Raw genomic sequence first — 23,466 nt, forward strand, 5'->3', positions numbered from 1 at the left:
GTTGGACCCATGGCGACCTATGGCTGGATCGGTTTGGGGAACATGGGCGGCCCGATGGCCGCGAATCTGGTGGCGGCCGGGCACACGGTGCGCGGTTTCGATCTCTCGGGTGACGCACTGGCTGCCGCAGCGGCCAACGGTGTGACCGCGGTGGAAGAGATCGCCGAGGTGCTGGCGGGCGCCGAGGTGGTGTTCACCATGCTGCCCAAGGGTGAACATGTCCGCTCGGTGTTCGAGGGGCCCTACGGCATCTGGGAAAACGCGTCGCCATCAACGCTTCTGGTGGACAGTTCAACCGTCGACATCGAAACCTCGCGGTACTGTCACGCCGAATCGGAGCGCCGGGGGTTCCGATTCGTCGACGCCCCGGTGTCCGGCGGGATCAGCGGCGCGCAGGCCGGCACGCTGTGCTTCATGCTGGGTGGGGATTTGGAAAATTCTGGTGCGGCAACCGATTACATCAAACCGATGGCCGGTCGGGTGATCCACGCCGGTGACGGTGGCGCCGGCGTTGCCGCGAAGATCTGCAACAACATGATGCTGTTCATCGACATGATGGCCAATTCCGAAGGTTCACAGCTGGCCGAGCGACTCGGCCTGGATCCCAAGGTTTTCTGGGAGATCTGCTCGGTGTCCTCGGCGCGCTCCTGGGCGCAGCAGACCTGGTACCCGGTGCCGGACATCATCGAATCCGCCGCCGCAAACCGGAACTTCGATGCCACCTTCACGGTCGACCTGGCGCACAAGGATGCACGCCTGGCGCTGGCCGCCGGTGAGGCCACCGGTGTGAAGCTACCCGCCGCGACCATGGTGACCGAGCAGTTCCAGCAGCTCATCGACGAGGGCCTGGGCGGCAAGGACTGCTCGCTGATCGTCAAGTACGCGACGCCCGACGGGTCGGCGCGCGGTTACGAGCCGTGACCCGGCCGCTCTTCATGTAATTGCTGTAAAAACCGGTTGTACGAAGCTAATTCGTCTTCTTGCCGGGCGTCGTCAGCCTCACGCGCCTCGGTTTCGACCTGTTCCTCACGCCGCCAGCGGATGGCGAAGATCAAGGTAGTCGCGAGCGCGATCGGCTCACCGTACGACCAGGCCAGCGCGCCGGCCACCGCCTGGTCCTTCACCGGGTCGACGGCCCAGACGGCGGGCGGATTGGCGAAGATGCCGATCAGCGGCCTGGGCGCCATCATGAGGATGACGCCGATGAACACGTGCAACGGCATTTCCACGAAGATGTCGAACATCCTGCCGAGGTTGGTCTGCCGGATCGGCAGTGGGTCGGTGGACAGGATGGGGATGACGAAGAGCAGGCCGCTGGCCAAGAAGAAGATCTCTAACCCGTTATGCCCCAACCAGGTAACGGCAATGGTGTCGAACAGCTGGGATAGATACAAGCCGTAGTAGCTGAACAGGAAAAGCGGAATGGTGACGGCGGGATGCAACAGCATCGCGGCCGCGCGGCTGCGCAACCCGGCCAGCGCAGCCACCAGTACCCATCTGCCGGGCCCATGGTGCGGCGTCGAGCGCAACAGCAGCCGCCCCGGTGAGCCCAGCACCAACAACGGCGGCACCAGGATCGACAGCGTCAGCTGCTGAAACATGAACGCGCTGAACAACCGAAATCCGTAGCGGTCTATCGACAATCCCATGACCGCGCCCAGAATCAGGCACCCGGACAGGAAGCACACGGTTGACCACCACGGCCAGCTGCGGCCCATCCGGCGCAGCCGGAGCACACTCAACAGGTACCACCCGGCCAGCAGCGCCGCGACAACGGGAAGCACCGGAATGGCGGGTGGGTTCCAGGCGAACAGCGACCAGACTGTCGGCGGTTCGGCGGGGATTGTGGTCAGCCCGCTGAGCCACCTCACGTCGTTCATTGATTGCATTATGCGCATATTTGAATGAACTGGCCATCCGGGTGTCGAACCAGCCGTTCATCGGCAGTTCGGATCGCCGCTAGCCAAACGGCGTTGGTTCACAGCTTTGGTAGCTAGGGTGCGCCACGGGCGGGGCAAACCAGAGGAGGAACGATGGCTGTATCCGTCAATCTCGAGAAGGCACTCGACAAGGCCTACGAGAACAAGGACCTCAAGGACGTCCTCGACGCTCCCCCGTCTGCTCTCGCTGGTCTCACCGAGAAGCACGACGCCGCACTCAAGGAAGCCCTGAACATCTCGACCGTGCGCGAGCTGGGCACCAACAAGTACATCGCCGTCGCTGCCGCGCTGGCGGCTTTGGAGAGCAAGACCGGTTAAAGCGTTGACCGAGAAGGCATCTACGAACGCCAGCCGCCGCGTAGATGCCTTCTCGTCGTCAGCCTCGCAACGCCTCCGCCAACGGCTCCAGCACCGCGGTGTCGTACGGCGGAGGCAGGTAGATGATCGCCACGTCGAGCCCCTCGGCCCCTAGCGCGGCTGCCTCATCGACAACCCGCGCGTAATCGCGATCCTCGCCGAGCCGGATGTGGGCCGAAAGCGTGATCTCGGCCGGATCCCGGCCGATGTCGGCGCAATGCGCGGCCAGCACATCGCGCTTGCGCGCGAACTCCTCGGGCGGTCCGCCCACGAAATTCCAGTGCTGGGCGTACTTGGCGGTGATCCGCAACGTGCGCTTCTCGCCACTGCCGCCTATGCAGATCGGCGGGTGTGGTTTTTGCGGCCCCTTGGGCTCGTTGCGAGCGTCTTTGAGCTGATAGAACGTGCCATCAAAGCTCGTCGTCTCCTGGCTCAGCAGGCCGGTGAGCACCTCGCAGGCCTCTTCGAACCGGTCGAATCGCTCCTTGATGCTGCCCAGTTCAATGCCGTAGGCGCCGGATTCTTCCTCGTTCCAGCCAGCGCCGATACCGAGTTCGAGGCGACCACCGGACACGATGTCCAACGCCGAGGCCATATTGGCCAGCACGGCCGGATGCCGATAGTGGATACCGGTCACTAGCACCCCGACGCGCAGCCGCCGGGTGGCCTGTGCGAGCGCGGTGAGGGTTATCCAGCCCTCCAGGCACGGCCCGGTGGAATCCGAGAAGATCGGATAAAAGTGATCAAAGGTCCAGCCGGACTCGAAGACGTCGATCTCGTCGGCCACCTTCCAGATGGCCAGCATGTCGTCCCAAGTGGTGTTCTGCGGAGATGTCTTGAATGCGAAGCGCATTGCACAACCCTATGCAGGATTCACCTGGAGTGTCGACCAGATACGAACTATCCCAGCCGCTGCTTGAGTGCGTCGAACTCATCCTTGACGCCGGAAGGCAGCTTGTCGCCGATGAACTCGAACCACTCTTCAATGAGCGGCAGCTCCGCGAGCCATTCGTCGTTGTTCACCGCGAGCGCCTCGGCCACATCGGCCTCCTCGACGTCCAGCCCGGCCAGGTCCAGGTCCTCGACGCCCGGGACGGTTCCGATCGGGGTGGATACACCGTTGGCACGGTGCTCGATCCGGTCGACGATCCACTTGAGCACCCGGCTGTTCTCGCCGAATCCGGGCCACAGGAAACGGCCGTCGTCGCCGCGGCGGAACCAGTTCACGAAGAACACCTTGGGCAGCTTGGACTCATCGGCCTGCTTGCCCACGTTGATCCAGTGGTTCAGGTAGTCACCTACGTGGTAACCCATGAACGGCAGCATCGCCATCGGGTCGCGGCGCACGGTGCCGACCTTGCCCTCGGCGGCCGCGGTCTGCTCCGAACCCAGTGTGCCGCCGATGAACACACCGTGCTGCCAGTCCCGGGCCTCGGTCACCAGCGGCACAGTCGTCTTACGACGACCCCCGAACAGGATGGCCGAGATCGGCACACCCTGCGGGTCATCCCACTCGGGAGCCAGGATCGGGCACTGCGACATCGGGGTGCAGTAACGCGAATTCGGATGCGCGGCTTTGGTCTCGGTCTCACGCAGAACCCAGTCCTGACCCTTCCAGTCGATCAGGTGCTCGGGCTCGCCCTCCAGACCTTCCCACCACACGTCGTTGTCGTCGGTACGTGCGACGTTGGTGAAGACGGTGTTGCCGGCCTCGATGGTCTTCATGGCGTTGGGGTTCGAGCTCCAGTTGGTGCCCGGCGCCACGCCGAAGAAGCCGAACTCCGGGTTGACGGCGTACAGGCGGCCGTCCTTGCCGAAGCGCATCCAGGCAATGTCGTCACCCAGGGTCTCTGCGCGCCAACCTGGGATGGTCGGCTGAATCATGGCGAGGTTCGTCTTACCGCAGGCCGACGGGAAGGCCGCGGCCACGTAGTAAGCCTTGTTCTCCGGCGAGATGAGCTTGAGGATCAGCATGTGCTCGGCGAGCCAGCCCTCGTCATGGGCCATCGCCGAGGCGATACGCAGCGAGTAGCACTTCTTGCCAAGCAGCGCGTTACCGCCGTAACCCGAACCGTACGACCAGATTTCACGGGATTCGGGGAAGTGGGTGATGTACTTGGTGTCGTTGCACGGCCACGGCACGTCTTCCTGACCGGGCTCCAGGGGCGCACCGATCGAGTGCAGCGCCTTGACGAAGAACCCGTCGTCACCCAGCTTCTCCAGAGCGGCGGCACCCATGCGCGTCATCACCCGCATGGAGGCAACGACGTACTCCGAATCGGTGAGCTCCACACCCAGCTTGGGGTCCTCGGCACCGAGCGGGCCCATGCAGAACGGCACCACCCACATGGTGCGTCCGCGCATGCTGCCCCGGAACAGCTCGGTCATGGTCGCGCGCATCTCGGTGGGGTCCACCCAGTTGTTGGTGGGACCGGCGTCCTCTTCACGCTCCGAGCAGATGTACGTCCGCGACTCCACCCGGGCGACGTCCGACGGGTCCGACAGCGCCAGGAAAGAGTTGGGGTGCTTTTCCGGGTTGAGCCGCTGGAAGGTGCCCGCGTCCACTAGTTGCTGAGAAACGCGCTCGAACTCTTCATCGGAACCATCAGCGAACACGACCCGATCAGGTTGTGTCAGCTCAGCGACCTCGCGGACCCAAGCGAGCAATCCGGCGTGTTTCGTCGGAGCGTTGTCAAGACCGGGAATGGTCGCTGCTGTCATCGAGAGCATCTCCTCGTTGAGCCGGGTGAGGTACGCAGTTGCCGCACCGGCGCTGGTCGGAACCTAGATATATGAGGTTAGCGCTGGCGCTATTCAGCGTGAAACGGGGTTGGTACGTATCCATCAATAACAAGCGGGCTTCGGCCAGTACTCCCCGCAGTACAACCCCAGCCCATTTACTTACCGCCGACGCGACCGTGCTCGATGAGCTCCCAGTGCGCACCCGCACCGCGGGCCCAGGTCTCATACGTGCCGTCCGCCCCGAACGTGGTCACCTTGTCGGCGATACCGTCCTCGTCGATGTCGGACACCACCGACAACCCGTCCGGTTCATGCAGCGTGACGGTGTCGCCGATACCGTCATGGTCGGTGTCGATGAGGTCTGTTCCGAGGTCCACCAGACCGCCGTCGGTGGGCAGGTACATGTGGTGATCGACGTGCAGATCGGGGCTGAGCGCATGGCCGGGTTCGTGCACCCCTTCACCTAGCCCACCAAGGCCCTCATGGAAACCCTGGTCAAAACCTTCGATCATGTCTCTGCCTAACCCTCGCGCACGCGGCCTATCGATCTATTCTCGGCCGTCCCCGCGATCGCGTCCAGCCGTTCGGTGACCGTCGTTAACGCTTTATGGACGGAGGGCAGGTCGCGGTTGCGCAGCGCCGTTGCGCGGGCGGTGTTCATCGCGGCCTCACGCAGCTCGGAGTCGATTTGCCCGACCCGCGCGGCCAGCTTGTCGTTCTCGCGTTCATCGATCTCGACCAGATCGGCGTTGAGCCTGGTCTCCACCTCAAGCACCCGCGCAGCGACCCACTGCTCCAAGTACGCCCGCAGCTCTCCCGTGGTGTCTCCCAACCACCGGTCCAGCACCGTCCGATCATGTAAGAGACCCCGCACCGCGACCAGCCACACCGCGATGCAGGCACCCGCGATGAGGCCCACCGCCAATCCCGCCGGCGCCAGGCCGGGGCGCGCGTACGCCACCAACCGGGACACCGTCAATGCCGCGCCCAGCCCGAAGAACACCCCGAACAGCGCCATCATCCGGGTCTCCAGCCGACGTGATCGCACCGAAGGATCGGCCGCTTCGGGCGGCACCGGACGATTCGCACTGGGGCGCGGTGCCGCCCAGCGTTGGGTCACCTCGGCCGAGATTTCGGCCAGGTGTTCCTCGGTGCCCTGTTCCACTTCGGCCACCACCTCGGCCGCCCGCCGCCGCACCCGATCACGGAAGCCGGACACATCACGGCGCTTCAGTTCCGCGATGTCCTCGCGCAGCTCCCCGGCCACCGAGCCCACTCGCTTGCGCGCGAAGTACAGCAGCGTCATGCGTGCCTGCGCGATGCGGTTGCGCAACGCCAAGGTCCGTTCGGACTTACCCGAACGCGTCCGCCGTACCGCCGCCTGCCGCTGATTGCGCAGCTCGTCCGCGCGTGCACCCTCCCCCGCCTCCGGCGGCACATTCAGCATTCCCTGCAGACGAGTCGCCCAGGCACGTAGTCGGTTGCGCTCGGCCAGCGCAGGTTCCTCACGAACCTTGCGCACTGCCCGCACCAATTCATCGAGCCCCGCTGCCGTGCCACGCGTCGAGACCCCCAGCCAGGTGACACCGCTGAACCGCGAGTCGTGCTCGGCCAGGATCTCCCGATTCCGGTTCATGACCTCGCGCCAGGACTGGTGCACATCGATCTTGGAAACCACCGCGACGAGCGCATCGGTGTTGGCGGCGGCCAGCTGAATCAGACCGCAGTCCGACGGGGTCAACGGTGCGGTTCCGCTGCACACGAAAACCACCGCCGAGGGCGCCTGCCCGTGCTGCAGCTCCTCAGGCTCGACGATGCGCACTCCTGATATGCGTGAGGACAGCTCGGTGGCCAGAGTGCTCGCGCCGGCCAGCCAGCTGCCGGTCACCATCACGGCATCGTGCACGTGCACGCCGAGCGGACCCAGTGTGGGATCCACCGCCAGCACCAGCTCATCGACCCGCTTGTCGGTAGGAGTTGTCACGCCCGGCCCCCCGCCAGCCGCCACAAGCGCAACGATCCCCGCACAATGTCCGTGCCCATTGCGGCGTATGTGGCGTTCACCGGTCCGGCGGCGAATCGCTGCCAGTGTTCGGCGCGGTATCGGTGGTCTTCTGGATGATCGCTCAGCTCCACCGTCAGGCCCGCTGCCGTCGCGGCGTCCACCGCACACTGCATCGCCGCGACCACCACGTCGTCACTGGTCAAGAAGGCATCGATCTGCACCGGCAGTACACCCGTCACGCCGATCCTGCGGAGTTCGGCGAGCACCGTGCGCATTCGGCGGTACCAGCCCTGGGCGATGGCCGCGCGAATCGCGTTCACCACCGCATCGACACCCGACAGGTCGCGCAGCAGTGCGGCGAGCCCCGGGGCGGCCAGGGTGGGAACCTGCCGAAGCGCCCCGATCGCACACCCCATGGGGTACAGGTCCAGCTCGTGGAGCAACCGCTGCCTCATCGGAACCGGCACCTGGTGTGTGCCGGTGACGAAGGCATCGACGGAACTGGTGTCCGCGGGGTCCCCGACCATCAGTTTGAGGGCCTCGACCATGCCCTCATCGATATCGGCCAACGGAACGTGCGCCGATAACGGCAGTGTCGGCACCCGCGTCTCGACGCGGTACTGGGCGCAACGCTCCACAGCAGCGGTCCAGGGGCCGCGCGCGGCGCCGGGATCGGTCAGATCTGCCTTGTTGAGAATCAGCACCTTGGGTGCGTTGGATGCCTCCAGTACGGCGCGGTCCTCGGGCTTGAGCGCCTCCGCGAAGACCACCACGTCGACGTCGGCCGTGATCGGCTCCGACGGGATGGGCACCTCGATGAGCGCATGCCCCGGCCCGTCCGCTACCGGCAGGGTGCGTCCCAACGCGCCAATCACGCTGGTGACGCCCACACCTGCCCGGCCCCGGACGGTAACCCGAAGAGGGTCTCCCGACCTCACCGCCAGATCGTGAATCCGCTGGCCGCCGTGCACCTGGCGAACCTCAGGACGCGTGACGAACCGGTCGAGCGCTCCCCGGAAGACTTCAAACCCCCGCGTCATTGCTTTGCAGACCCAATCTCATCGCACCTACGGAAATGCTCACATTGTCACCTGATCCGATGGAGGGTTCCACCCTGGTAGGCAACTGTTGAGTATCAATATGCGCTGGGATTATGGGATCTGCCGCCCATGAGTGACCATGGGAAGATGCGTTATGACGGCCAGGAGCGGGGCTGTGTGGCATCTGAAACAGCCACCGACGAGCTCCCTGGGACCGGCGGTGTCGATTCCACTGCCGGTACGGACGGCCGCGACCACCACCCCCGCCGCGTATCCAGCTTCCGTTCACGAGGGTCATCGCTGTCCGACGGCCAGCAGAAGGCCTGGGATAAATCCTGGCCGGCCTATGGTCGCGTCGCCCGCGAAACCGACGGCACCTGCCCGCCACTAGAACCCGCGGCCTGGTTCGGCCGCAATGCGCCCTTGATTCTTGAAATCGGCTGTGGCACAGGCACATCCACCGCTGCGATGGCGCTAGAAGAACCGCAATTCGATGTGCTTGCGGTGGAGGTATACCGCAAGGGCCTGGCACAGTTGCTCTCGGCGATCGATCGTGAGGGCATCGAGAACATCCGGTTGATCCGCGGCGATGCCCTGGACGTGCTGGAGTACCTGCTGCCGTCGGCATCGCTGACCGCAGCGCGGGTGTTCTTCCCGGACCCCTGGCCCAAGGCCCGCCATCACAAACGGCGGCTGCTCCAGCCGGGCACCGTGGCACTGCTGTCGGACCGTCTCCGTCCGGGCGGCACCCTGCATGTGGCCACCGACCATGCGGACTACGCCCAGCACATCGCCGAGGTGGGCGACAACGAATCCACGCTGCGGCGCCTCGAGCTCGACGATCCCCGCATTCCCGTCTCCGTGAACCGGCCCACCACTAAGTTCGAGGGGAAAGCGCACACGGTCGGCAGTGCGATCAACGACTTCGTCTGGGAGCGATTGTGAGCCTCGCCGAGGACTTGGAGCGCCCCAACACCGTGGACGAGACGGCCCACCGACGCCGGGTGCTGCGAGTACTGCTGGTGTGGGACGCACCCAACCTCGACATGGGCCTGGGCGCCATCATCGGCGGCCGCCCCTCTGCGGAGAACCGGCCACGGTTCGACGCCCTGGGCCGCTGGCTGCTCGAACGCACGGCCGCCTATTCGGCGGATCACCCCGATTGCCTCGTCGAACCCGAGGCCACAGTGTTTACCAATATCGCGCCGGGAAGTGCCGACGTGGTGCGCCCATGGGTCGAGGCGCTGCGCAATGTTGGGTTTGCGGTATTTGCCAAACCCAAGATCGACGAAGACAGCGACGTCGACGTCGACATGCTTGCTCACATTGAGCTGCGGTCCGATGAAGGCCTGGCCGGGGTGCTTGTGGCCTCGGCGGATGGTCAGGCTTTCCGTGAACCGATGGAGAAAATCGCCGGTGACGGGGTGCCCGTCAGTGTGCTGGGATTTCGCGAACATGCGAGTTGGGCGCTAACCTCGGATACTCTGGAGTTCGTCGATCTCGAGGACATACCCGGAGTTTTCCCCCGAGCCTTACCGCGGGTGGGTCTAGATTCGCTCCCCGACGAAGGCGCCTGGTTGCAGCCATTCCGACCCTTGTCGGCGTTGCTGACGACGAGGACGTGAAAACTCAGCGCGTGAGAGACGCTAGTTAGGAGATTCTGTGTTCGCCTGGTGGGGCCGAATGGTGTACCGGTATCGGTTCATCGTCGTTGCCGCGTTCGTCACGGTCTGCCTGGGTTCCGGGCTTTTCGGGATCACGCTCGGCGACCACGTGACGCAGAGTGGCTTCTTCGCGGACAACAGCGAGTCGGTGAAGGCCTCCGTGATGGCCGACGACGCGCTCGGACGCGACCGAACCACCCACGTCGTCGCCGTCATCGCAGCCCCCGAGGGTAAGACTGTCGACGATCCCGCTTTCCAGAAGAAGGTCATCGACCACTTCGACCAGCTTCAGAAGGACAACCCCAACGAGGTCTACGGCTGGGCCGGCTGGTTACGCGCCCCCACCACCACAGATCCCACCGTCAAACGGATGGTCACCGACGACCGTAAACACACCTTCGTCTCGGTCAGCCTCAAGGGCGACGACGACGACACCATCCTCAACAACTACAAAGCCCTGTCCGATCCGGACAAGGACCACGACCCCGCCAAGAACAAGTTCCTGCTCGACGGCGTGGATATCCAGCTGGCCGGCCTGCAGCCCGTAGCCAGCGAGCTGACCGGAACCATCGGTACCGACCAGCAGCGCATGGAGGTGCTGTCGCTCCCGATCATGGCGGTCGTGCTGTTCTTCGTCTTCGGTGGTGTGATCGCCGCGGGCCTGCCGCTGATGGTCGGCGGTCTGACCATCGCGGGCGCACTCGGCATCATGCGGCTGATCACGCTGTTCGCGCCGGTGCACTTCTTCGCTCAGCCGGTGGTCACGCTCATCGGCCTGGGTATCGCCATCGACTACTCGCTGTTCATCGTCAGCCGCTTCCGCGAGGAAATCGCCGAGGGCTACGACACTGAAACCGCGGTCCGGCGCACCGTCATCACCTCGGGTCGCACCGTGATGTTCTCGGCCACGCTGATCGCGGCTGCCCTGATGCCGATGCTGATCGTGCCGCAGCAGTTCCTGAGGTCGCTGACCTACGCCGGTATCGCCTCGGTGCTACTCGCCGCGATTCTGGCCGTCACCGTCCTGCCGGCGTGCCTGGGTGTTCTCGGGCGCCATGTCGATGCCCTGAGCATCAAGCGATTCAGCCGCACCAAGTCGCGCGAGGAGCTGGAGAACGGCTTCTGGGGACGCACCGTCGTCTTCGTGATGCAGCGTCCGCTGGTATTCGCCGTCCCGATCGTCATCGTGATGCTGCTGCTGATCATCCCGCTGGGCAACCTCAAGCTCGGCGGATTCAGTGAAAAGTACTTGCCGCCAACGAATTCGGTACGCGTGGCTCAAGAGGACTTCGACAAGCTGTTCCCCGGGTTCCGTACCGAGACCATCACCATCGTGACCAAGGGCGCCACGGACTCGCAGCTCAACCAGATCCGGGCCGACGCCATGAAGGTTCCCGGGTTCGTCGAACCCGGCGGAGACAAGAGCCAGATGTGGCAGCGCCGCCAGTCCGTCAAGACCGACGGCGACGCCAGCGTCAAGGTCATCCAGAACGCCCTGATCAACCGTGATACAGCCGGGGCCAAGGTCAAAGAGCTCCGCGCGATGTCCGTTCCCAAGGGCGTCACGATGTACGTCGGCGGTACTCCCGCACTGGAGCAGGACTCGATCGACACCGTGTTCGACAAGCTTCCGCTGGTGATCGTGATCCTGATCAGCGTCACCACAATCCTGATGTTCCTGGCATTCGGCTCACTGGTTTTGCCCATCAAGGCAGCCGTCATGAGCGCCCTCGGCCTGGGGTCGACGATGGGCATCTTGACCTGGATATTCGTCGACGGGCACTTCTCCAAGTGGCTGAATTTCACTCCGACACCGCTTACCGCGCCGGTCATCGTGCTGATCATCGTCGTCATCTACGGCCTCTCCAGCGACTACGAAGTGTTCCTGATGTCCCGCATGATCGAGGCGCGGCATCAGGGCCTGTCGACCACCGAGGCCGTGCGCGTGGGTACCGCCAATACCGGGCGGATCATCACCGCGGCCGCGTTGATCCTGATCGTGGTGGCCGGCGGCTTCGCCTTCTCCGATCTGGTGATGATGAAGTATCTGGCCTTCGGTCTCATCGCCGCCTTGATCTTGGACGCCACCGTGGTCCGCATGTTGCTCATCCCTGCGGTCATGAAGCTGCTCGGCGACGACTGCTGGTGGGCACCGGCCTGGATGAAGCGCATCCAGGTGAAGCTCGGGCTGGGCGAGGTCACCCTGGCGGACGAGCGCAAGCGTCCGACCGGACGCGAGCAGGCCATCGCGGCTGCCAGTTCCCCGGTCGGGTCCAATGCGCGCACCACCAAGCTGCAGATTGCCTCCGAGCGCACCCGGTTGCCCTCGACACCCACACCGCGCCAACATGATCCGTCCGCACCGGCGCGGCCCACTCCGCCGCCTCCCGCTCCCCCGACCACTCCGGTCAACCTCGCGGGCGATGACAGTGGGGATGCCCCTGCGACGACGCGGATGTCGGTGCCCGGCAAGAACGTTGCGCCTACCGACGCGCCCACCACGCGCGTACCCGGCGGCAATCCGACGGGCCCGGACGCTCCGACCACCCGCAGCAGCGTTGCGGGAACGCACCGCCCGGACCGCCGTAATGCCGACCGTGAGATCGAGTCCTGGCTCGGCGAGTTGCGTGGCCCCAAGCAGCCCGGCTCCGGCACCGCCGCCGAATCCGGTGAAGCAACCACCGCTATCCCGGTATCCAAGCCGCAGCCGGCATCGCCGAGCCGCGCCAATGGCACACCCGGCGAGGATGCGACGACCGCGATGCCCATCGCTACACCGGATGCCACGCGGCAGGGACCGCCCCGGGCTCCGCGTCCTCCGCAGTCCTCGCAGCAGACTCCTCCTGCCGCCGACGCCACCGAGGCACTCCCGGCGTCCGGGCAGAATCGCGAGCAGAAGCAGACGCCGCAACAGCAACAGGAAGCGGACGAGGCCACTCGCCGTAGCCGGGGCGGCAGTGTCAGCGCACAGGACCTGCTACGCCGCGAGGGGCGCCGCATCTAGCGACGCCCCTCCACCGGCAGCTGGAATTTACTTCACGGGCATCTCCGAAACGGATTGCTCATCGCGCGTTGCGTATTCGCGCGCGTACAGCGTGCCGCCACCCAGGAGTAGCAGCCCGGTGACGATGAACGCTCCAATACGGGCGATGCCGTCGAGAGTGGCCAGGTCGAAGAGGAACAGCTTGGCAACGGCCATCGCAGCAAGCACGAATCCCGTTCTGGTGACCCAGCTCTGGTCACGGTAGCGCCGCAGGCCCGCCAACAGCAGCGTCACGGAGACGACCATCCAGGACACCGTCGCCAGTCCATGACCCAGCAGGAACCCGTCGTTGTTGCCCAGCAGCGCGGTACCGGCGAGCACGACCGCTGCGGTCCCCGAGTACAGCATCGATACCCCGGCCAGCACGCCACGTGCCGGGGCGGACTGCGGGCTCGCCCAGCCAACCCGATGCATCGCCGCCATCACCATGCCGACCGTGGCGGCACTCAGCACGCTCGCCACGATCAACAGCGGACCCGCACCGCGCACGGCGCTAGCCGAGTTGGTCAGCAGTTCCGGGGGCACGTACGCGATGTAGGCCGCACCGCCCAGCACACCGAACGCCTGCCCGAGTACCAGCGAGATACGTTCCCTCAGTTGATATCCAAGAGCAGACAGGGACAGCGCAAGCATCAGCAGCACCACCACCAGCAGGGCGTCCCGGGTGCCCTGGACCGATGCCTGCAGCAGCGCCAGCCCCGCCATCGCAGCCATGGTGATGCGCGCGTGCATCGGAAGGCCACCTACCAGCAGCAGCACCGCACCCATCACTGCGGCGACCCCGACCGGTATCAGCACGCCCAACGGCCATACCGGGAGGAACAGGGCACTATAGAGGCCGGGTGTGCAAGCAACCGCGATCATCACCGACGAGGTGAGATCACCCTCATCCCCGGTAAGCAGCCACAGCGACCCCAACAGGGTGACCAACAGTGCCAGCACCGCCATGCTGAGCAGGACGTGCGGGTGCGCCTCGCCTGCCGCGGCACCAATGGCGCCCAGCAGCGTCAAGCTGACGCCCACGGTCCGAAAAGCATGCAGCACTGGCCAATTACGGCCAATCTGGGCGGGCAGACTCGCGATCAGTAGCACCAGCGCAAAAGCTGCAAGTTCAACGGTAAAGCCGTTGGTGAGGAAGGGCGCCAGCACTGTGATCGCGCCGACCACACCCGCCGCAAAGGGCTGAGAGTTCCACTGCCGCGCCAGCACCAGGCCCGCGCCCGCGATGGTCAGCCCGAGCGCCAGTCCCGCGATCACCGGAATCCGGTGATAGATCACCGTGAGTGCCAGCACATCGAAGAACCCCGCCGCGAATCCTGTCGCTGCGGTGGCGATACCACCGATGCGGCCGCCAGGTCTGGATTGCACCCGGATGCCCAGCGCAACTAGACCCGCGGCAAGTACGGCGCCGGAGGCCAGGCGCGGTATCGGGCCGAAGTACCCGCTCTTGGCGGCGAGAACCAGGAGCATCACCACGCCCGCGAGTGTCACCACCGCACCCGCGAGGGCCATGGCCTTACTGGCGAATCCTTCACGCGTCCAAAACGGCTCCCGAGGCTGGGGCGTGGTGGGCACCGGAGCCTGGACGGGCGGTACGGGAGCAGCCACCGCAGCGTGTATCGCGGGCACCGGCGCAGCCAGCGGCGGCGCACCCTGAGAACGTCGGTAGTCATCCCAATACCGCTGCGCCTTAAGATATTCGGCCTGAGTCCATTCGACCATTCGGCCCCGCAACGCATCGAGCTCTGCACGCAGTGCACGCTCACGCCCGTCCAGCTCATCGAGCGCGGCGGTCATCTGCTGCAGCTGTGGATCTGTCATGCCTCTGAGCGTCGCGGCTACGGGTCCCGTAGTGAACACGTAGACCTACCTCCATGGGTAGGGGTTTCTCACGCCGTTAGGTAGCGCTACTCAGCGCCACGCATCCGGTCCGGCGCATCCGCCGCCACATGACCCAGGTACGCGGTGTACAGCGTCCGGGAGGCAAAGGACTCCTGCTCGCCCCACGGCAGTTGCGGCCTCGTGACGAGCAGCGAGGCAACCCCATGCGTGGTCGCCCACAGTTGCAAGGCCGGTTCCAGGGTATTGCCCGGCGGGAACAGTTCCTCGTCGACAAGTTCCTGAACAACACCCCGAAGATGCAAAAAGGCTGAACTGTTGAGTATCTCGTCAGATTCGATACCACGCCGTGGTGGTCGGGTGGTCGCGAACCGGTACATCAACGGGTTCTGCGCGGCGAAGCGCACATAGGCCAGGCCGAGTGTGTGTAGGCGTTCGACTGCGGTCGAGATGTTGGACGTTGCCCGCTGCAGTGCCTCACCGAGTTGCTCGAAGTACCTGGAGCACAGCGCGTCCGCCAACTCGTCGGTGCTCGAAAAATGCCGATAGAAGGACGGCGCCGTGATGCCCAGTGCGCGCGTCAGTTCGCGAGCCGACGGGGCCCGCGCCTCGCCAGACCTACGGATGAGATCCATTGCCGTATCGATGATCTGCTGTCGCAGCAGCCAACCCTGGCCCCGGGGCAGACGCTTTCTCCGTGCGGTTGCGTTGTTCTCGTCATCCATGTATCACTCCAACCGCATGTCCTGGATCAGCTCGGGGGCGCGATGGGTAGTGTCGGCCCGCCTTGAGGTGTAGGGATGGTGAACCTCCCCTTAGGAGTGGGGTCCGTGGTCTTCCCCAAATCGGCTCCCATAGGAGGCCCGGCGGTGTCGTCTCCCGCGGGGCGAGGAGCGTTCTTGGCCCCTCGGATCAGAACCGCCGGATCGTCGTTGGCGCAGTACGTATAGATAGGCGGTTCCGGGAAATCGGCCGAAGAGGGCGGTACTCGGGGAGTGCCGTAGTCACAGGCGTACCGCGGGTACAGATCCGCCGTGGCCCACACGCCACCGTCGCGCATGGTGTCAGCGATGCCACCGAACACCGAGCCCCGGTAATTGGGGAAGAACGCGTTAATGGCTGGGGTACGCACGTACAGCATCTGCGCTGTCGACGCGAGATTGGCCAGGAGCGCGACCATGGTGTCGGAGTTGTCGGCGAAGAGACCATCGACGGCGCCCAGGGTCTTGGGGGTTTGATCGACGAGGGTGCGGTAGCCGTTTTGCATCTTGTCCACGCCGCGCAGGGTGCGGCCCAGCTCGTTCGCGGTGGCCTTGATGCCCGAGTTCTTGTCGGCGGCCAAGGTGAGCACCACCCGGCTGGTCTTGAGCAGGCTGGTGGTCTCGGGCAACACCGAATCCAGGGTGCTCAACAAGAAGGTGCCGCCGTCGATGATCTCGGTGAGCTTGCGCGGGCCCTCCTTACTCAGGCTCAGTTCCTTCTTGATGAGCTCAAGCTTCTTGGGATCCACCTGCGCCAGCAGACCATCGGCATCGGCCAACAGCTTGGCCAACGTCACCGGCACCTGCGCACCCTCAGAGATCACGCTGCCGTCCTGCAGAAACGGGCCCTGCTGACCGGGCCCGCCCTCGAAGTTCAGGTACTGCTCACCGGCTGCCGACAAACCCGTCACGCGGACTTTTGCCGCGGTCGGAATCCGGTACTTGGATTGGATCTCGGCGGTCGCATTCACACCCTGTTGGGTAATCTCGAGCGACTGCACCGTCCCAATCTTGACCCCCCGCAACGCCACATCCTGATTCGGCAGCAACCCACCGGACTCCGGCAGCTGCACCATCACCCGATACGTCGAGGCAAACGGGTTGACGCGCAACGCGCCTACGAACAGATAGACCACCGCGACGACCATGGTCAGCGCCAGAGCTATACCCGACAACGCCGCCTTCTGGCGGTGGCCTGCACGCACAGCGCCGACCAGCGCATTGGCAAGCGCGTTGATCATCGCCCACCTCCCGGAACGGGCGGGATGGTCTCGATGACACCGGGCTCGGTGGGGCTAGGGCGCACCGGAACCTCCTGCCCATACGCACCCTGGCCGACGACGCGTTCCTGCAAGCGCCATAGCGTGTACTTAACGGACCCCACCAGCTGCGCCCAGTTGTATCGCTTGGGGCCGTGCAGACCTGTGTCGGCGTGGGAACCCGCGTCGGGTATCGAGCCGAGAACCAACTGGTCTATTCCCGCAGTCAGGGACAGCGAGTTTCCGGCGGTTGCTTTGATCGCGGTGGGCATGATCCGGTTGAAGGCAGCGAGGCTGGTATCGGGATCCAGCGCCACGTCGTTCCATGCCTTCGCAACGGTATTGGCGTCCTTGATAACGCTGCGACCGCTGGTGTCGGTACCGGCAATCGACGGGAACTTCTGCAACTGCTTGGTGGTGTCGCCCGTCATCACCAAGAGTTCGGACAGCTGCGCGGTATTGGCGGCCAGTGTCTCCGTGGCCGGCCCCGCCGCCGTCACGATATCGGTAATAGCCTGGTTCTTGGCATCGATCCGGTCAGCCAGCTGCGAGGTCTCCGTGAGGGCGTCGGAGATCTCCGTTGAGCGTGAATTCAACTTTCCCAGAAGCTGATTGGAGTCGTTGATCAGATCGCCGAATGCCTGGCCCTGATCACCGGTCGCTTTTCCGAAACCATTGACGATATTGGTCAGGTTGCGCACGGCGCCCCCGTTGGAGGCCAGCGCGGCCGAGCTGAGCACCGATTCCACCGTAGCGGCGGCGGTCGTCGAGTCCAGACCGATGGTGTCACCGTCTTTGAGGAGCGGACCGTCCGACGGTGCCCCCGCTGGGGGCCGGATCGAAACAAAAACATCGCCGAGTGGTGTGGCCGAACGCAATTCGGCGGTGCTGCCCTTGGGCAGCCGAACCCCGTCCGAGATGCGCAGCGTGGTGATCGCCGTGTAATTGCTCACGTGCATCTCGTCGACCTGTCCCACGTCGGCACCGGCGAGTTTGACCTTCGCACTGTCCGGCAGATTGAGGACGTTGGCGAACAGCGCCGTGAGGCGGTATCCGCCACTGCCGATACCCGGCGCGGGCAGCGGCAGGTCACCGAGACCATTAGTGGCACAACCACTCAGCACAGCAACGGCCGCGACCGCCGAGGCCGCCAGTACCTTACGCGCCACCATCATTTCTGCCCCATCGCCGCGAGTCCGTCCAGCATGTAGGTCAGCCCAAAATCGGGGCCATAGTCCTGTAACGTCCCTGTGCCACAGCCCAATTGACGTAGGCCCATCATGTTGCAGATTTCCTTGTCCATCTGACTCTCGAATAGCAGCCGGTCGGTCATGAACCGGATACGCAGCCGCTTGTTGTCCTGGTCCACGACGTTGTACATGTTGTCCCATGCCAACGGTTGGACGTCGATCCACTCAGAGATCTCACGCTGGTTGTCCACCACCGCTTTGAGCGCAGTATTGGAGTTGAGGATGGTTTGTTTGAGGTTGTCGCGGTTGGCCTCGACAATGTCTCCAGCTTGCTTGACCAGATCGTTGAACTTGTGCCCAGTGGACCCGGTCCCCAGAGCCTCGTCATCGAGCATTTTGCTCAGTTGGTGGACAGTGGAGGCGAATTCACGCAACTTGCCGTCGTTGGCTGCCGCGGCGTCGAACAGCGAGCTGACGTTCTTGATGATGGTGGCCAACTGTTCGCGCGTGGTCACTCCACCTTCGGAACTCAAGCGCAGCGCCTTGGATAACTCGCCGAGCCCGGACTTGATCTTCTCCCCGTTGTTATCAGCGATACCGACGGCCGAGTTGACGATGTCGGCCACCGGTCCCTGACCCTTACCATCACCCTTGAGGGACAACGAAAGCCGGTCCAGCATGCCCAGCACCTTGTCGAACTCCACCGGGGTCTTGGTGTGGTCCAATCCGATGGTGTCCCCGTCGTTGAGAGTCGGCCCGCCGCGGTAGGGCGGAGACAGCTCCATTTGACGGTCAGTCAGGATCGAGGTGGACAGTGTGACTGCCTGAACATCGGCAGGCACCTTCACATCTTTGTCCACCGTGAACTGCACCTCGACATAGCCGGATTGTGGCGTGATCTTCGTAATCTGTCCCACCGGCATACCAAGCACCGCGACAACATTCGACTCATACAAGCCTGAGGCGTTGTCGAACTGCGCGGTCAGCGTGATGTGATCCAGCTGCGATTTCACGAAGTACGCACCCGCGCCGATGACGGCCGCGGCCAGCACGACTACCGTGCCAACAATCGCGATCAGCCGATTCCGCTTAGCCCCCATTGTCATCATTTGCAGTCCTTGAAGTACGGGATCATTCCGAATTGCTTGGCGCGCCCACTGATCGCACACATCCACGAATCGACCAACAGGCCATTCGACAAGTTGATGTCGATAGCGTTGCCGGTACCCGTCGAGTTGGCGATACCGCGTATCAAGACCGGCGCAATCGGGTACAGACTGCGCAGCAGATCGTCGTGCTTACCCAACATGTCGGAAAGCCCACGCGCCGTCTTGAGCATCTCGTCGAGCTGCGGGCGGTCCTTGATCAGGACCTTGCTGAGCTGCTCAACGAGGTTTGTAAATGACTGCAGCATTGCGTGAAAGGTGGCGCGGCGGGCCACGAGTTCACCGAGCAGATCTTGTCCCTGGTTGATCAGCACGCCGATGCCGGACTGCTGGCGACGCAGGGTGTTAGTCACCTTTTCGGTGCTCTTGAGCAGCGTCCCCAATTGATCGCGCCGCTCGGCGATCACCGAGGACAGCGACTGGATGTTCTGCATGGCCTCGGGTACCACGTTGGGCAGCCCCTGCAGCTGCTTGCCGAGGATGCTCAGTGACTGAGCCACCTTGTCGAAATCGACTTGGTCAAAGGTGTTCGTCGCCCCGGCCAGCGCGGCCTGCAGGTCGTAAGGAACCTCGGTATGCGCGAGGTCAATTGTCTTGCCAGGCAATGCCCCCGCACCCTTGGGCTGCAGATCCAAGTACCGAGATCCCAGGATGGTGGTGACTCGGATCGAAGCTTTGGTGTCCTTGCCCAACGTGATGTCGTCTCGGACGCTGAGCCCGGCTTCAACATGATCACCGACCAGTTTCATGGCCGTGACGTTCCCGACGGGGATACCCGCCACCGTGATCGGCTGACCCGCACGCAACGAGGCGGCCTGCGCGAATTCCGCCGTGTAGGTGGTGTAGCCCAAGCCCATGGCCTTGACCAGCAGCATGCCACCCACCAACGCCGCGATTGCCGCGATAGCGATGAATCCGAGCCAGGTCTTGTTGTACGTCTCGACCGGCCGGTTCTTGATCCTCTGCCATCTGGATTGCTCAGCCATTGGCCATGTTCCGGCATCGTGGGGTGTGCTGGGCGACGTTTCCGGGCGTGGCGGCGTTGACGATGATCGGTATCACGTCGTTGAGACCTGGGAAGAAGCCGGTGAGGTTCAAATCGCACATGTAGACGTTGATGAATGCTCCCTCGGAGTAGAAGCGAGACAGCCCCTTCAGGGTGAGCGGCAGGTTGGCTCCCAGGAACGCGTATTGCGGTTCAATACTCACCACGTGCTGTCCGAATCCCGGCTGGCGGGTAATGAGTTCGTCAAGCGAGGGGTACACCTCGTCGGTGATCTTCGACAGGCGCCTCATGGACTGCGCCATCGAGCCCACCGAGGACACCAGCTCGGGCCGCTTGCGATCCAGATCCGACACCGTCTGCCTTGTCTGGGTCAGCATCTTGTCAAGGTTGTCGTTCTGCTGCGCAAGATTGCCTGTGACGGTGTTCAGGCTGGTGATGGCATTACCCAGCGCCTGGTCACGTCCTGCAAACGTCTTTGTCAGAGTTGATGTTTGGCTAACCAGCGTGACAATCGAGGCATTATCGCCTTGCAGTGACTGAATGACGCCCTTGGTCAGATTGTCGGCTTGCTCGGGCGATAGCGTGCTGAACAGCGGCTCGTAACCGTTGAGCAGCGTGGTCACATCAAAGGACGGGTCCGTGCGCTCCACCGGGATGGTCGACCCACCCGGCAGCACATTGGTGTCGCCCGACTTACCCAGCGCCAAACCGAGATAACGCTGACCCACGATGTTCTGGTAGGTCACCGAGGCCACTGTGTTGCCGTACAGCTTCTGGTCGTTCTGGACCACGAAGTCGACCCTCGCCTGGTCGTTGTTGACCAGTTCGATCTTCTGCACGCGGCCTACTCGGACCCCCGCCATGCGCACGTCATCACCGTCACGCAGTCCGTAGACATCGGTGAACACCGCCGAATACGCCGTGGTGCTTCCCGCCACATCGCGGCGCAGCGTGGCGTACACCAGCCAGCCAAGTGTCAGCGCCACGGTCATGAAGACCGCCAGCCCGATCAACGGGCCACGGAATTTCATTGCGGTCCTTCCTTCACGAACGACACCGCGGTCCCGCGGGCCACGGGGCCAAGCAACAGTTGTGTGGCAGGAGTTCGCAGGCCGCCGGTGATCACGCCGAGCTGATCCCGTTCCTGCTGACTACCAACAGGACCGACGTTCCCGCCGAACGATGCGGGGACGATGGGCGCGCCTCCGCTGTCGTGTGCGCCGGGAGCTACCGGCGCGGGCGGAATCGGTGGCGCCTGGGGCGGCGGAGGCGGCTCGAGATCATCGGGATCGTGGGTGCCCGGAACGCGCGGCTCCGGAAAGGGGTGCCAGGGCGGCAGCGGCGGGTTGGGGTCCACCAGATTCGGGCCTCCCGGCGGCACCACATACGGCGGGCCCACCGCAACCAGATTTCCGTTGGGGCCTACCACCGTTCCACGAGGCGGTTGCAGATTCGGTGGCACCTTGTAGTTCTGCGGAAGCAACGTCTCGGGCAGATCCGGTCGCACCACCTGTTCCGGAGCGGTGAAACAGCTTGGCCCCTTCACGTCCCCGTACCGCGGGCAGTCCGCACGCGTGTAGGTGTAGCTCGGAGCCAGTGTCACCGCGATTGGCATATGCGGCAGGTCCCGATCTGCCACCCACATCTGCTCAAACCAGTTGCGGGACAGCTTGTTCATGTTCCGGAAGATCGGAACGAACTTGTCGGCATTAGTGGCGAAGACACCGATCGGGGGCGTCATGTGTGTGGTGATACCGATCAACTGGTCGGTATGGTTATCGAAAGCCTGCTTGGTGGTGCCCACCGTGGTCAGCCCCGCATGTACCAGACTTGTGAGCTGCTCACGATTTTCGGCGAGCGTCTGCATCGGCCTCACTGCCTGATGTAGCGAATCCAACAGATCGGGCGCAGTCTGCTTGAGGCCTTCGGTGGCATCGAGAAGTGCCGAGATTGTCGAAGGGCCCGAGTCCGTCGCCACGACCTCGTTCAATTGGGTAATCAGCCGGTTGAGCTGGGCACCGCCGGTGAGTAGTTTGACGCGGCGGCTGTCGGTAGCGGCGGCCACCGCCGCGAGGATGCCCACTGAATTGTCCTCGCGACCACGGCCGGTCGCATTGAGGACATCACGCAACTTGCTCACGGTGGTCTGGAACAGCACCGTGGGCAACTCTTGGTCTTCGGCGATATGAGCTCCAGCACGGATGGGCGCACCCGGCCCACGGTCAACAAGCTGCACCGAAGACACCGCGAACACATTGCTTGGCACCACGCGGGCGGTTGCGGTCGCCGGGATTGCCTTGGCGTACTGCGGTTTGAGGTTGATGTGTACGAAGTTCGGCTTGTTACCGGTGGCCGGGGTGACGTCGTCTACCTCGCCGACCAGTACGCCGTGGTACTTCACGTCCGACTTCTGCGGCAGCCCATCCCCGACATTCGTCAGGTCGGCGACCACGCGCAGGTAATCGTCGAGGCGGCCGGCAGACTTGAGCAGCATGGTCGCGGTGAGGGTCACAATTGCGATGAGCGTGACAGCGGCCATGGTGAGCAGCTGCCTCTCGGATGGCCCCCGGCCGTCCACTTCGAAGGAGTTTGGCATCTAGCCACCCAGCCTCGCGCCGGCGTCAACACTCCAGAGCGCCATGGTGAGCAGCATGTTGACGACGATCACGATGGTGATGGCTGCACGCATGGCGTGCCCGGCGGCGATACCGACGCCCTCAGGGCCGCCGCTTGCGTAGAAGCCGTAGTAGCACTGGATAGTTGAGGCCAACCACACGAACACGACGGTCTTGATGACGGAGTACACGACGTCGATACCGCTGACACCGATGCCGAAGTAGTGCAGGTACGAGCCCACCGAGCTCCCGCTGAGAATCTGCACCATAACCTGGCAGGACAGATAGCTGACGGCCAGGCACGCGACGTACAGCGGGATCACGGCGATGATCGATGCCATGAGGCGGGTGGTCACCAGGAACGGAATCGGTCTAATGGCAACCGAATCCATCGCGTCGATCTCCTCCGCGATCCGCATCGAGCCGAGCTGCGCGGTGAACCGACAGCCCGCCTGCATCGCGAACGCCAACGACGCCATGATCGGCGCCAGCTCTCGTGTGCTGGCCAGCGAGCTGATGATGCCGGTTGCCGGTCCCAGACCCAGCAGGTCCAGGAAGTTGTATGACTCGATTGCCACCAGTGCGCCCGCCGTGATCCCGAGGACCAATGCCACCCCGGCCGTTCCTCCACCCACCACTAACGAGCCATTGCCCCAGGCGATATCGGACAGGTGCCGCAGGAACTCCTTGCGATACTGCCGCAGCACCACCGGAACACCGGCGAAAGCCCTGAAGAAGAAGGCAACCATGTGGCCGAATCGGGCCATAGATGCGCGAATCTTGTTGTAAACAAGGACGAATGGGCGGAACCGTGGTGACAGATAACTGGATACCGTCAT

The 23,466-nt window shown here is 64.0% G+C and carries 20 protein-coding genes; 5 read left to right on the forward strand and 15 right to left on the reverse strand.

All coding sequences use genetic code 11. The features are described from left to right. The first annotated feature begins 9 nt into the window (after positions 1–9). Positions 10–921 carry a 3-hydroxyisobutyrate dehydrogenase gene (mmsB, locus tag BB28_RS22485; RefSeq protein WP_046255124.1) on the forward strand — a complete coding sequence of 304 codons (912 nt, stop codon included), beginning with the start codon at positions 10–12 and terminating at the stop codon, positions 919–921. Here mmsB and BB28_RS22490 read toward each other — a convergent pair. After that, positions 909–1,880: a cytochrome c oxidase assembly protein gene (locus BB28_RS22490; protein WP_046256093.1), complete on the reverse strand. Its 972-nt coding sequence runs from the start codon at positions 1,878–1,880 to the stop codon at positions 909–911. The two genes, mmsB and BB28_RS22490, sit on opposite strands and share 13 nt — an antisense overlap. Positions 1,881–2,033: 153 nt before the next feature. Here BB28_RS22490 and BB28_RS22495 point away from each other — a divergent pair, with 153 nt between their 5' ends. Next, positions 2,034–2,258, forward strand: coding sequence for a hypothetical protein (locus tag BB28_RS22495; RefSeq protein ID WP_046255125.1), 225 nt, complete (start codon positions 2,034–2,036; stop codon positions 2,256–2,258). A gap of 58 nt (positions 2,259–2,316) precedes the next feature. Here the strand turns inward: BB28_RS22495 and BB28_RS22500 are convergent, their stop codons facing one another. The 5 genes from BB28_RS22500 to BB28_RS22520 all read right to left on the reverse strand — a co-directional run bounded on the left by BB28_RS22500 (position 2,317) and on the right by BB28_RS22520 (position 8,084). Continuing rightward, on the reverse strand, positions 2,317–3,150 hold the full coding sequence (locus BB28_RS22500; RefSeq protein ID WP_046255126.1) for an LLM class F420-dependent oxidoreductase: 834 nt from the start codon (positions 3,148–3,150) through the stop codon (positions 2,317–2,319). A 47-nt stretch (positions 3,151–3,197) separates the two neighbouring features. After that, positions 3,198–5,018, reverse strand: a complete 1,821-nt coding sequence (locus BB28_RS22505) for a phosphoenolpyruvate carboxykinase (GTP) (protein WP_046256094.1) — start codon at positions 5,016–5,018, stop codon at positions 3,198–3,200. Positions 5,019–5,194: 176 nt separating this feature from the next. Next, entirely contained in the window at positions 5,195–5,551 is a 357-nt protein-coding gene (locus tag BB28_RS22510) for a DUF6802 family protein (RefSeq protein ID WP_046255127.1), read from the reverse strand. An 8-nt stretch (positions 5,552–5,559) separates the two neighbouring features. Then, positions 5,560–7,023, reverse strand: a complete 1,464-nt coding sequence (locus tag BB28_RS22515; RefSeq protein WP_046256095.1) for a hypothetical protein — start codon at positions 7,021–7,023, stop codon at positions 5,560–5,562. Further along, positions 7,020–8,084, reverse strand: a complete 1,065-nt coding sequence (locus tag BB28_RS22520) for a hypothetical protein (RefSeq protein WP_046255128.1) — start codon at positions 8,082–8,084, stop codon at positions 7,020–7,022. The genes BB28_RS22515 and BB28_RS22520 overlap by 4 nt, the downstream gene beginning before the upstream one ends. A gap of 129 nt (positions 8,085–8,213) precedes the next feature. On the opposite strand from BB28_RS22520, the gene trmB reads away from it, so the two are divergent. The 3 genes from trmB to mmpL3 are packed head-to-tail and all read left to right on the forward strand — an operon-like array spanning position 8,214 to position 12,752. Then, positions 8,214–9,029 carry a tRNA (guanosine(46)-N7)-methyltransferase TrmB gene (trmB, locus tag BB28_RS22525; RefSeq protein WP_046255129.1) on the forward strand — a complete coding sequence of 272 codons (816 nt, stop codon included), beginning with the start codon at positions 8,214–8,216 and terminating at the stop codon, positions 9,027–9,029. Positions 9,030–9,043: 14 nt separating this feature from the next. Next, positions 9,044–9,709, forward strand: a complete 666-nt coding sequence (locus tag BB28_RS22530; protein WP_046256096.1) for an NYN domain-containing protein — start codon at positions 9,044–9,046, stop codon at positions 9,707–9,709. A gap of 37 nt (positions 9,710–9,746) precedes the next feature. After that, positions 9,747–12,752 (forward strand): trehalose monomycolate exporter MmpL3, encoded by a 3,006-nt coding sequence (gene mmpL3 / locus BB28_RS22535; protein WP_046255130.1) that lies wholly within the window; start codon positions 9,747–9,749, stop codon positions 12,750–12,752. Positions 12,753–12,779: 27 nt separating this feature from the next. Here mmpL3 and BB28_RS22540 read toward each other — a convergent pair whose 3' ends face one another. The 9 genes from BB28_RS22540 to BB28_RS22580 all read right to left on the reverse strand — a co-directional run bounded on the left by BB28_RS22540 (position 12,780) and on the right by BB28_RS22580 (position 23,466). Further along, the gene (locus tag BB28_RS22540) at positions 12,780–14,612 is read right to left on the reverse strand and encodes a DUF2339 domain-containing protein (RefSeq protein ID WP_419894508.1); all 1,833 of its coding nucleotides are present in this window, start codon (positions 14,610–14,612) and stop codon (positions 12,780–12,782) included. Positions 14,613–14,698: 86 nt separating this feature from the next. Beyond that, on the reverse strand, positions 14,699–15,355 hold the full coding sequence (locus BB28_RS22545) for a TetR/AcrR family transcriptional regulator (RefSeq protein WP_046255132.1): 657 nt from the start codon (positions 15,353–15,355) through the stop codon (positions 14,699–14,701). Positions 15,356–15,381: 26 nt separating this feature from the next. Further along, a complete protein-coding gene (locus BB28_RS22550; protein ID WP_046255133.1) occupies positions 15,382–16,632 on the reverse strand; it encodes an MlaD family protein in 1,251 nt (416 codons plus the stop codon). Next, entirely contained in the window at positions 16,629–17,822 is a 1,194-nt protein-coding gene (locus BB28_RS22555; protein ID WP_046255134.1) for an MlaD family protein, read from the reverse strand. The genes BB28_RS22550 and BB28_RS22555 overlap by 4 nt, the downstream gene beginning before the upstream one ends. Continuing rightward, positions 17,822–18,949 (reverse strand): MlaD family protein, encoded by a 1,128-nt coding sequence (locus BB28_RS22560; protein WP_046255135.1) that lies wholly within the window; start codon positions 18,947–18,949, stop codon positions 17,822–17,824. The genes BB28_RS22555 and BB28_RS22560 overlap by 1 nt, the downstream gene beginning before the upstream one ends. Continuing rightward, a complete protein-coding gene (locus BB28_RS22565; RefSeq protein ID WP_046255136.1) occupies positions 18,946–19,992 on the reverse strand; it encodes an MCE family protein in 1,047 nt (348 codons plus the stop codon). The genes BB28_RS22560 and BB28_RS22565 overlap by 4 nt, the downstream gene beginning before the upstream one ends. After that, the gene (locus tag BB28_RS22570) at positions 19,985–21,043 is read right to left on the reverse strand and encodes an MlaD family protein (protein ID WP_046255137.1); all 1,059 of its coding nucleotides are present in this window, start codon (positions 21,041–21,043) and stop codon (positions 19,985–19,987) included. The genes BB28_RS22565 and BB28_RS22570 overlap by 8 nt, the downstream gene beginning before the upstream one ends. Beyond that, the gene (locus BB28_RS22575; protein ID WP_046255138.1) at positions 21,040–22,608 is read right to left on the reverse strand and encodes an MlaD family protein; all 1,569 of its coding nucleotides are present in this window, start codon (positions 22,606–22,608) and stop codon (positions 21,040–21,042) included. The genes BB28_RS22570 and BB28_RS22575 overlap by 4 nt, the downstream gene beginning before the upstream one ends. Next, positions 22,609–23,466, reverse strand: a complete 858-nt coding sequence (locus tag BB28_RS22580) for an MlaE family ABC transporter permease (protein WP_046255139.1) — start codon at positions 23,464–23,466, stop codon at positions 22,609–22,611.

Origin of the sequence: Mycobacteroides chelonae CCUG 47445, assembly GCF_001632805.1 — a bacterium.
Classification (GTDB): Bacteria; Actinomycetota; Actinomycetes; order Mycobacteriales; family Mycobacteriaceae; genus Mycobacterium; species Mycobacterium chelonae.

Excerpts from the sequence above, each read along its gene's own strand:
- mmsB (WP_046255124.1), top strand. The coding sequence starts at position 10 with ATGGCGACCTATGGCTGGATCGGTTTGGGGAACATGGGCGGCCCGATG.
- BB28_RS22490 (WP_046256093.1), bottom strand. The coding sequence starts at position 1,880 with ATGAACGACGTGAGGTGGCTCAGCGGGCTGACCACAATCCCCGCCGAA.
- BB28_RS22495 (WP_046255125.1), top strand. The coding sequence starts at position 2,034 with ATGGCTGTATCCGTCAATCTCGAGAAGGCACTCGACAAGGCCTACGAG.
- BB28_RS22500 (WP_046255126.1), bottom strand. The coding sequence starts at position 3,150 with ATGCGCTTCGCATTCAAGACATCTCCGCAGAACACCACTTGGGACGAC.
- BB28_RS22505 (WP_046256094.1), bottom strand. The coding sequence starts at position 5,018 with ATGACAGCAGCGACCATTCCCGGTCTTGACAACGCTCCGACGAAACAC.
- BB28_RS22510 (WP_046255127.1), bottom strand. The coding sequence starts at position 5,551 with ATGATCGAAGGTTTTGACCAGGGTTTCCATGAGGGCCTTGGTGGGCTA.
- BB28_RS22520 (WP_046255128.1), bottom strand. The coding sequence starts at position 8,084 with ATGACGCGGGGGTTTGAAGTCTTCCGGGGAGCGCTCGACCGGTTCGTC.
- trmB (WP_046255129.1), top strand. The coding sequence starts at position 8,214 with ATGAGTGACCATGGGAAGATGCGTTATGACGGCCAGGAGCGGGGCTGT.
- BB28_RS22540 (WP_419894508.1), bottom strand. The coding sequence starts at position 14,612 with ATGACAGATCCACAGCTGCAGCAGATGACCGCCGCGCTCGATGAGCTG.
- BB28_RS22545 (WP_046255132.1), bottom strand. The coding sequence starts at position 15,355 with ATGGATGACGAGAACAACGCAACCGCACGGAGAAAGCGTCTGCCCCGG.
- BB28_RS22550 (WP_046255133.1), bottom strand. The coding sequence starts at position 16,632 with ATGATCAACGCGCTTGCCAATGCGCTGGTCGGCGCTGTGCGTGCAGGC.
- BB28_RS22555 (WP_046255134.1), bottom strand. The coding sequence starts at position 17,822 with ATGGTGGCGCGTAAGGTACTGGCGGCCTCGGCGGTCGCGGCCGTTGCT.
- BB28_RS22560 (WP_046255135.1), bottom strand. The coding sequence starts at position 18,949 with ATGATGACAATGGGGGCTAAGCGGAATCGGCTGATCGCGATTGTTGGC.
- BB28_RS22565 (WP_046255136.1), bottom strand. The coding sequence starts at position 19,992 with ATGGCTGAGCAATCCAGATGGCAGAGGATCAAGAACCGGCCGGTCGAG.
- BB28_RS22570 (WP_046255137.1), bottom strand. The coding sequence starts at position 21,043 with ATGAAATTCCGTGGCCCGTTGATCGGGCTGGCGGTCTTCATGACCGTG.
- BB28_RS22575 (WP_046255138.1), bottom strand. The coding sequence starts at position 22,608 with ATGCCAAACTCCTTCGAAGTGGACGGCCGGGGGCCATCCGAGAGGCAG.
- BB28_RS22580 (WP_046255139.1), bottom strand. The coding sequence starts at position 23,466 with ATGACGGTATCCAGTTATCTGTCACCACGGTTCCGCCCATTCGTCCTT.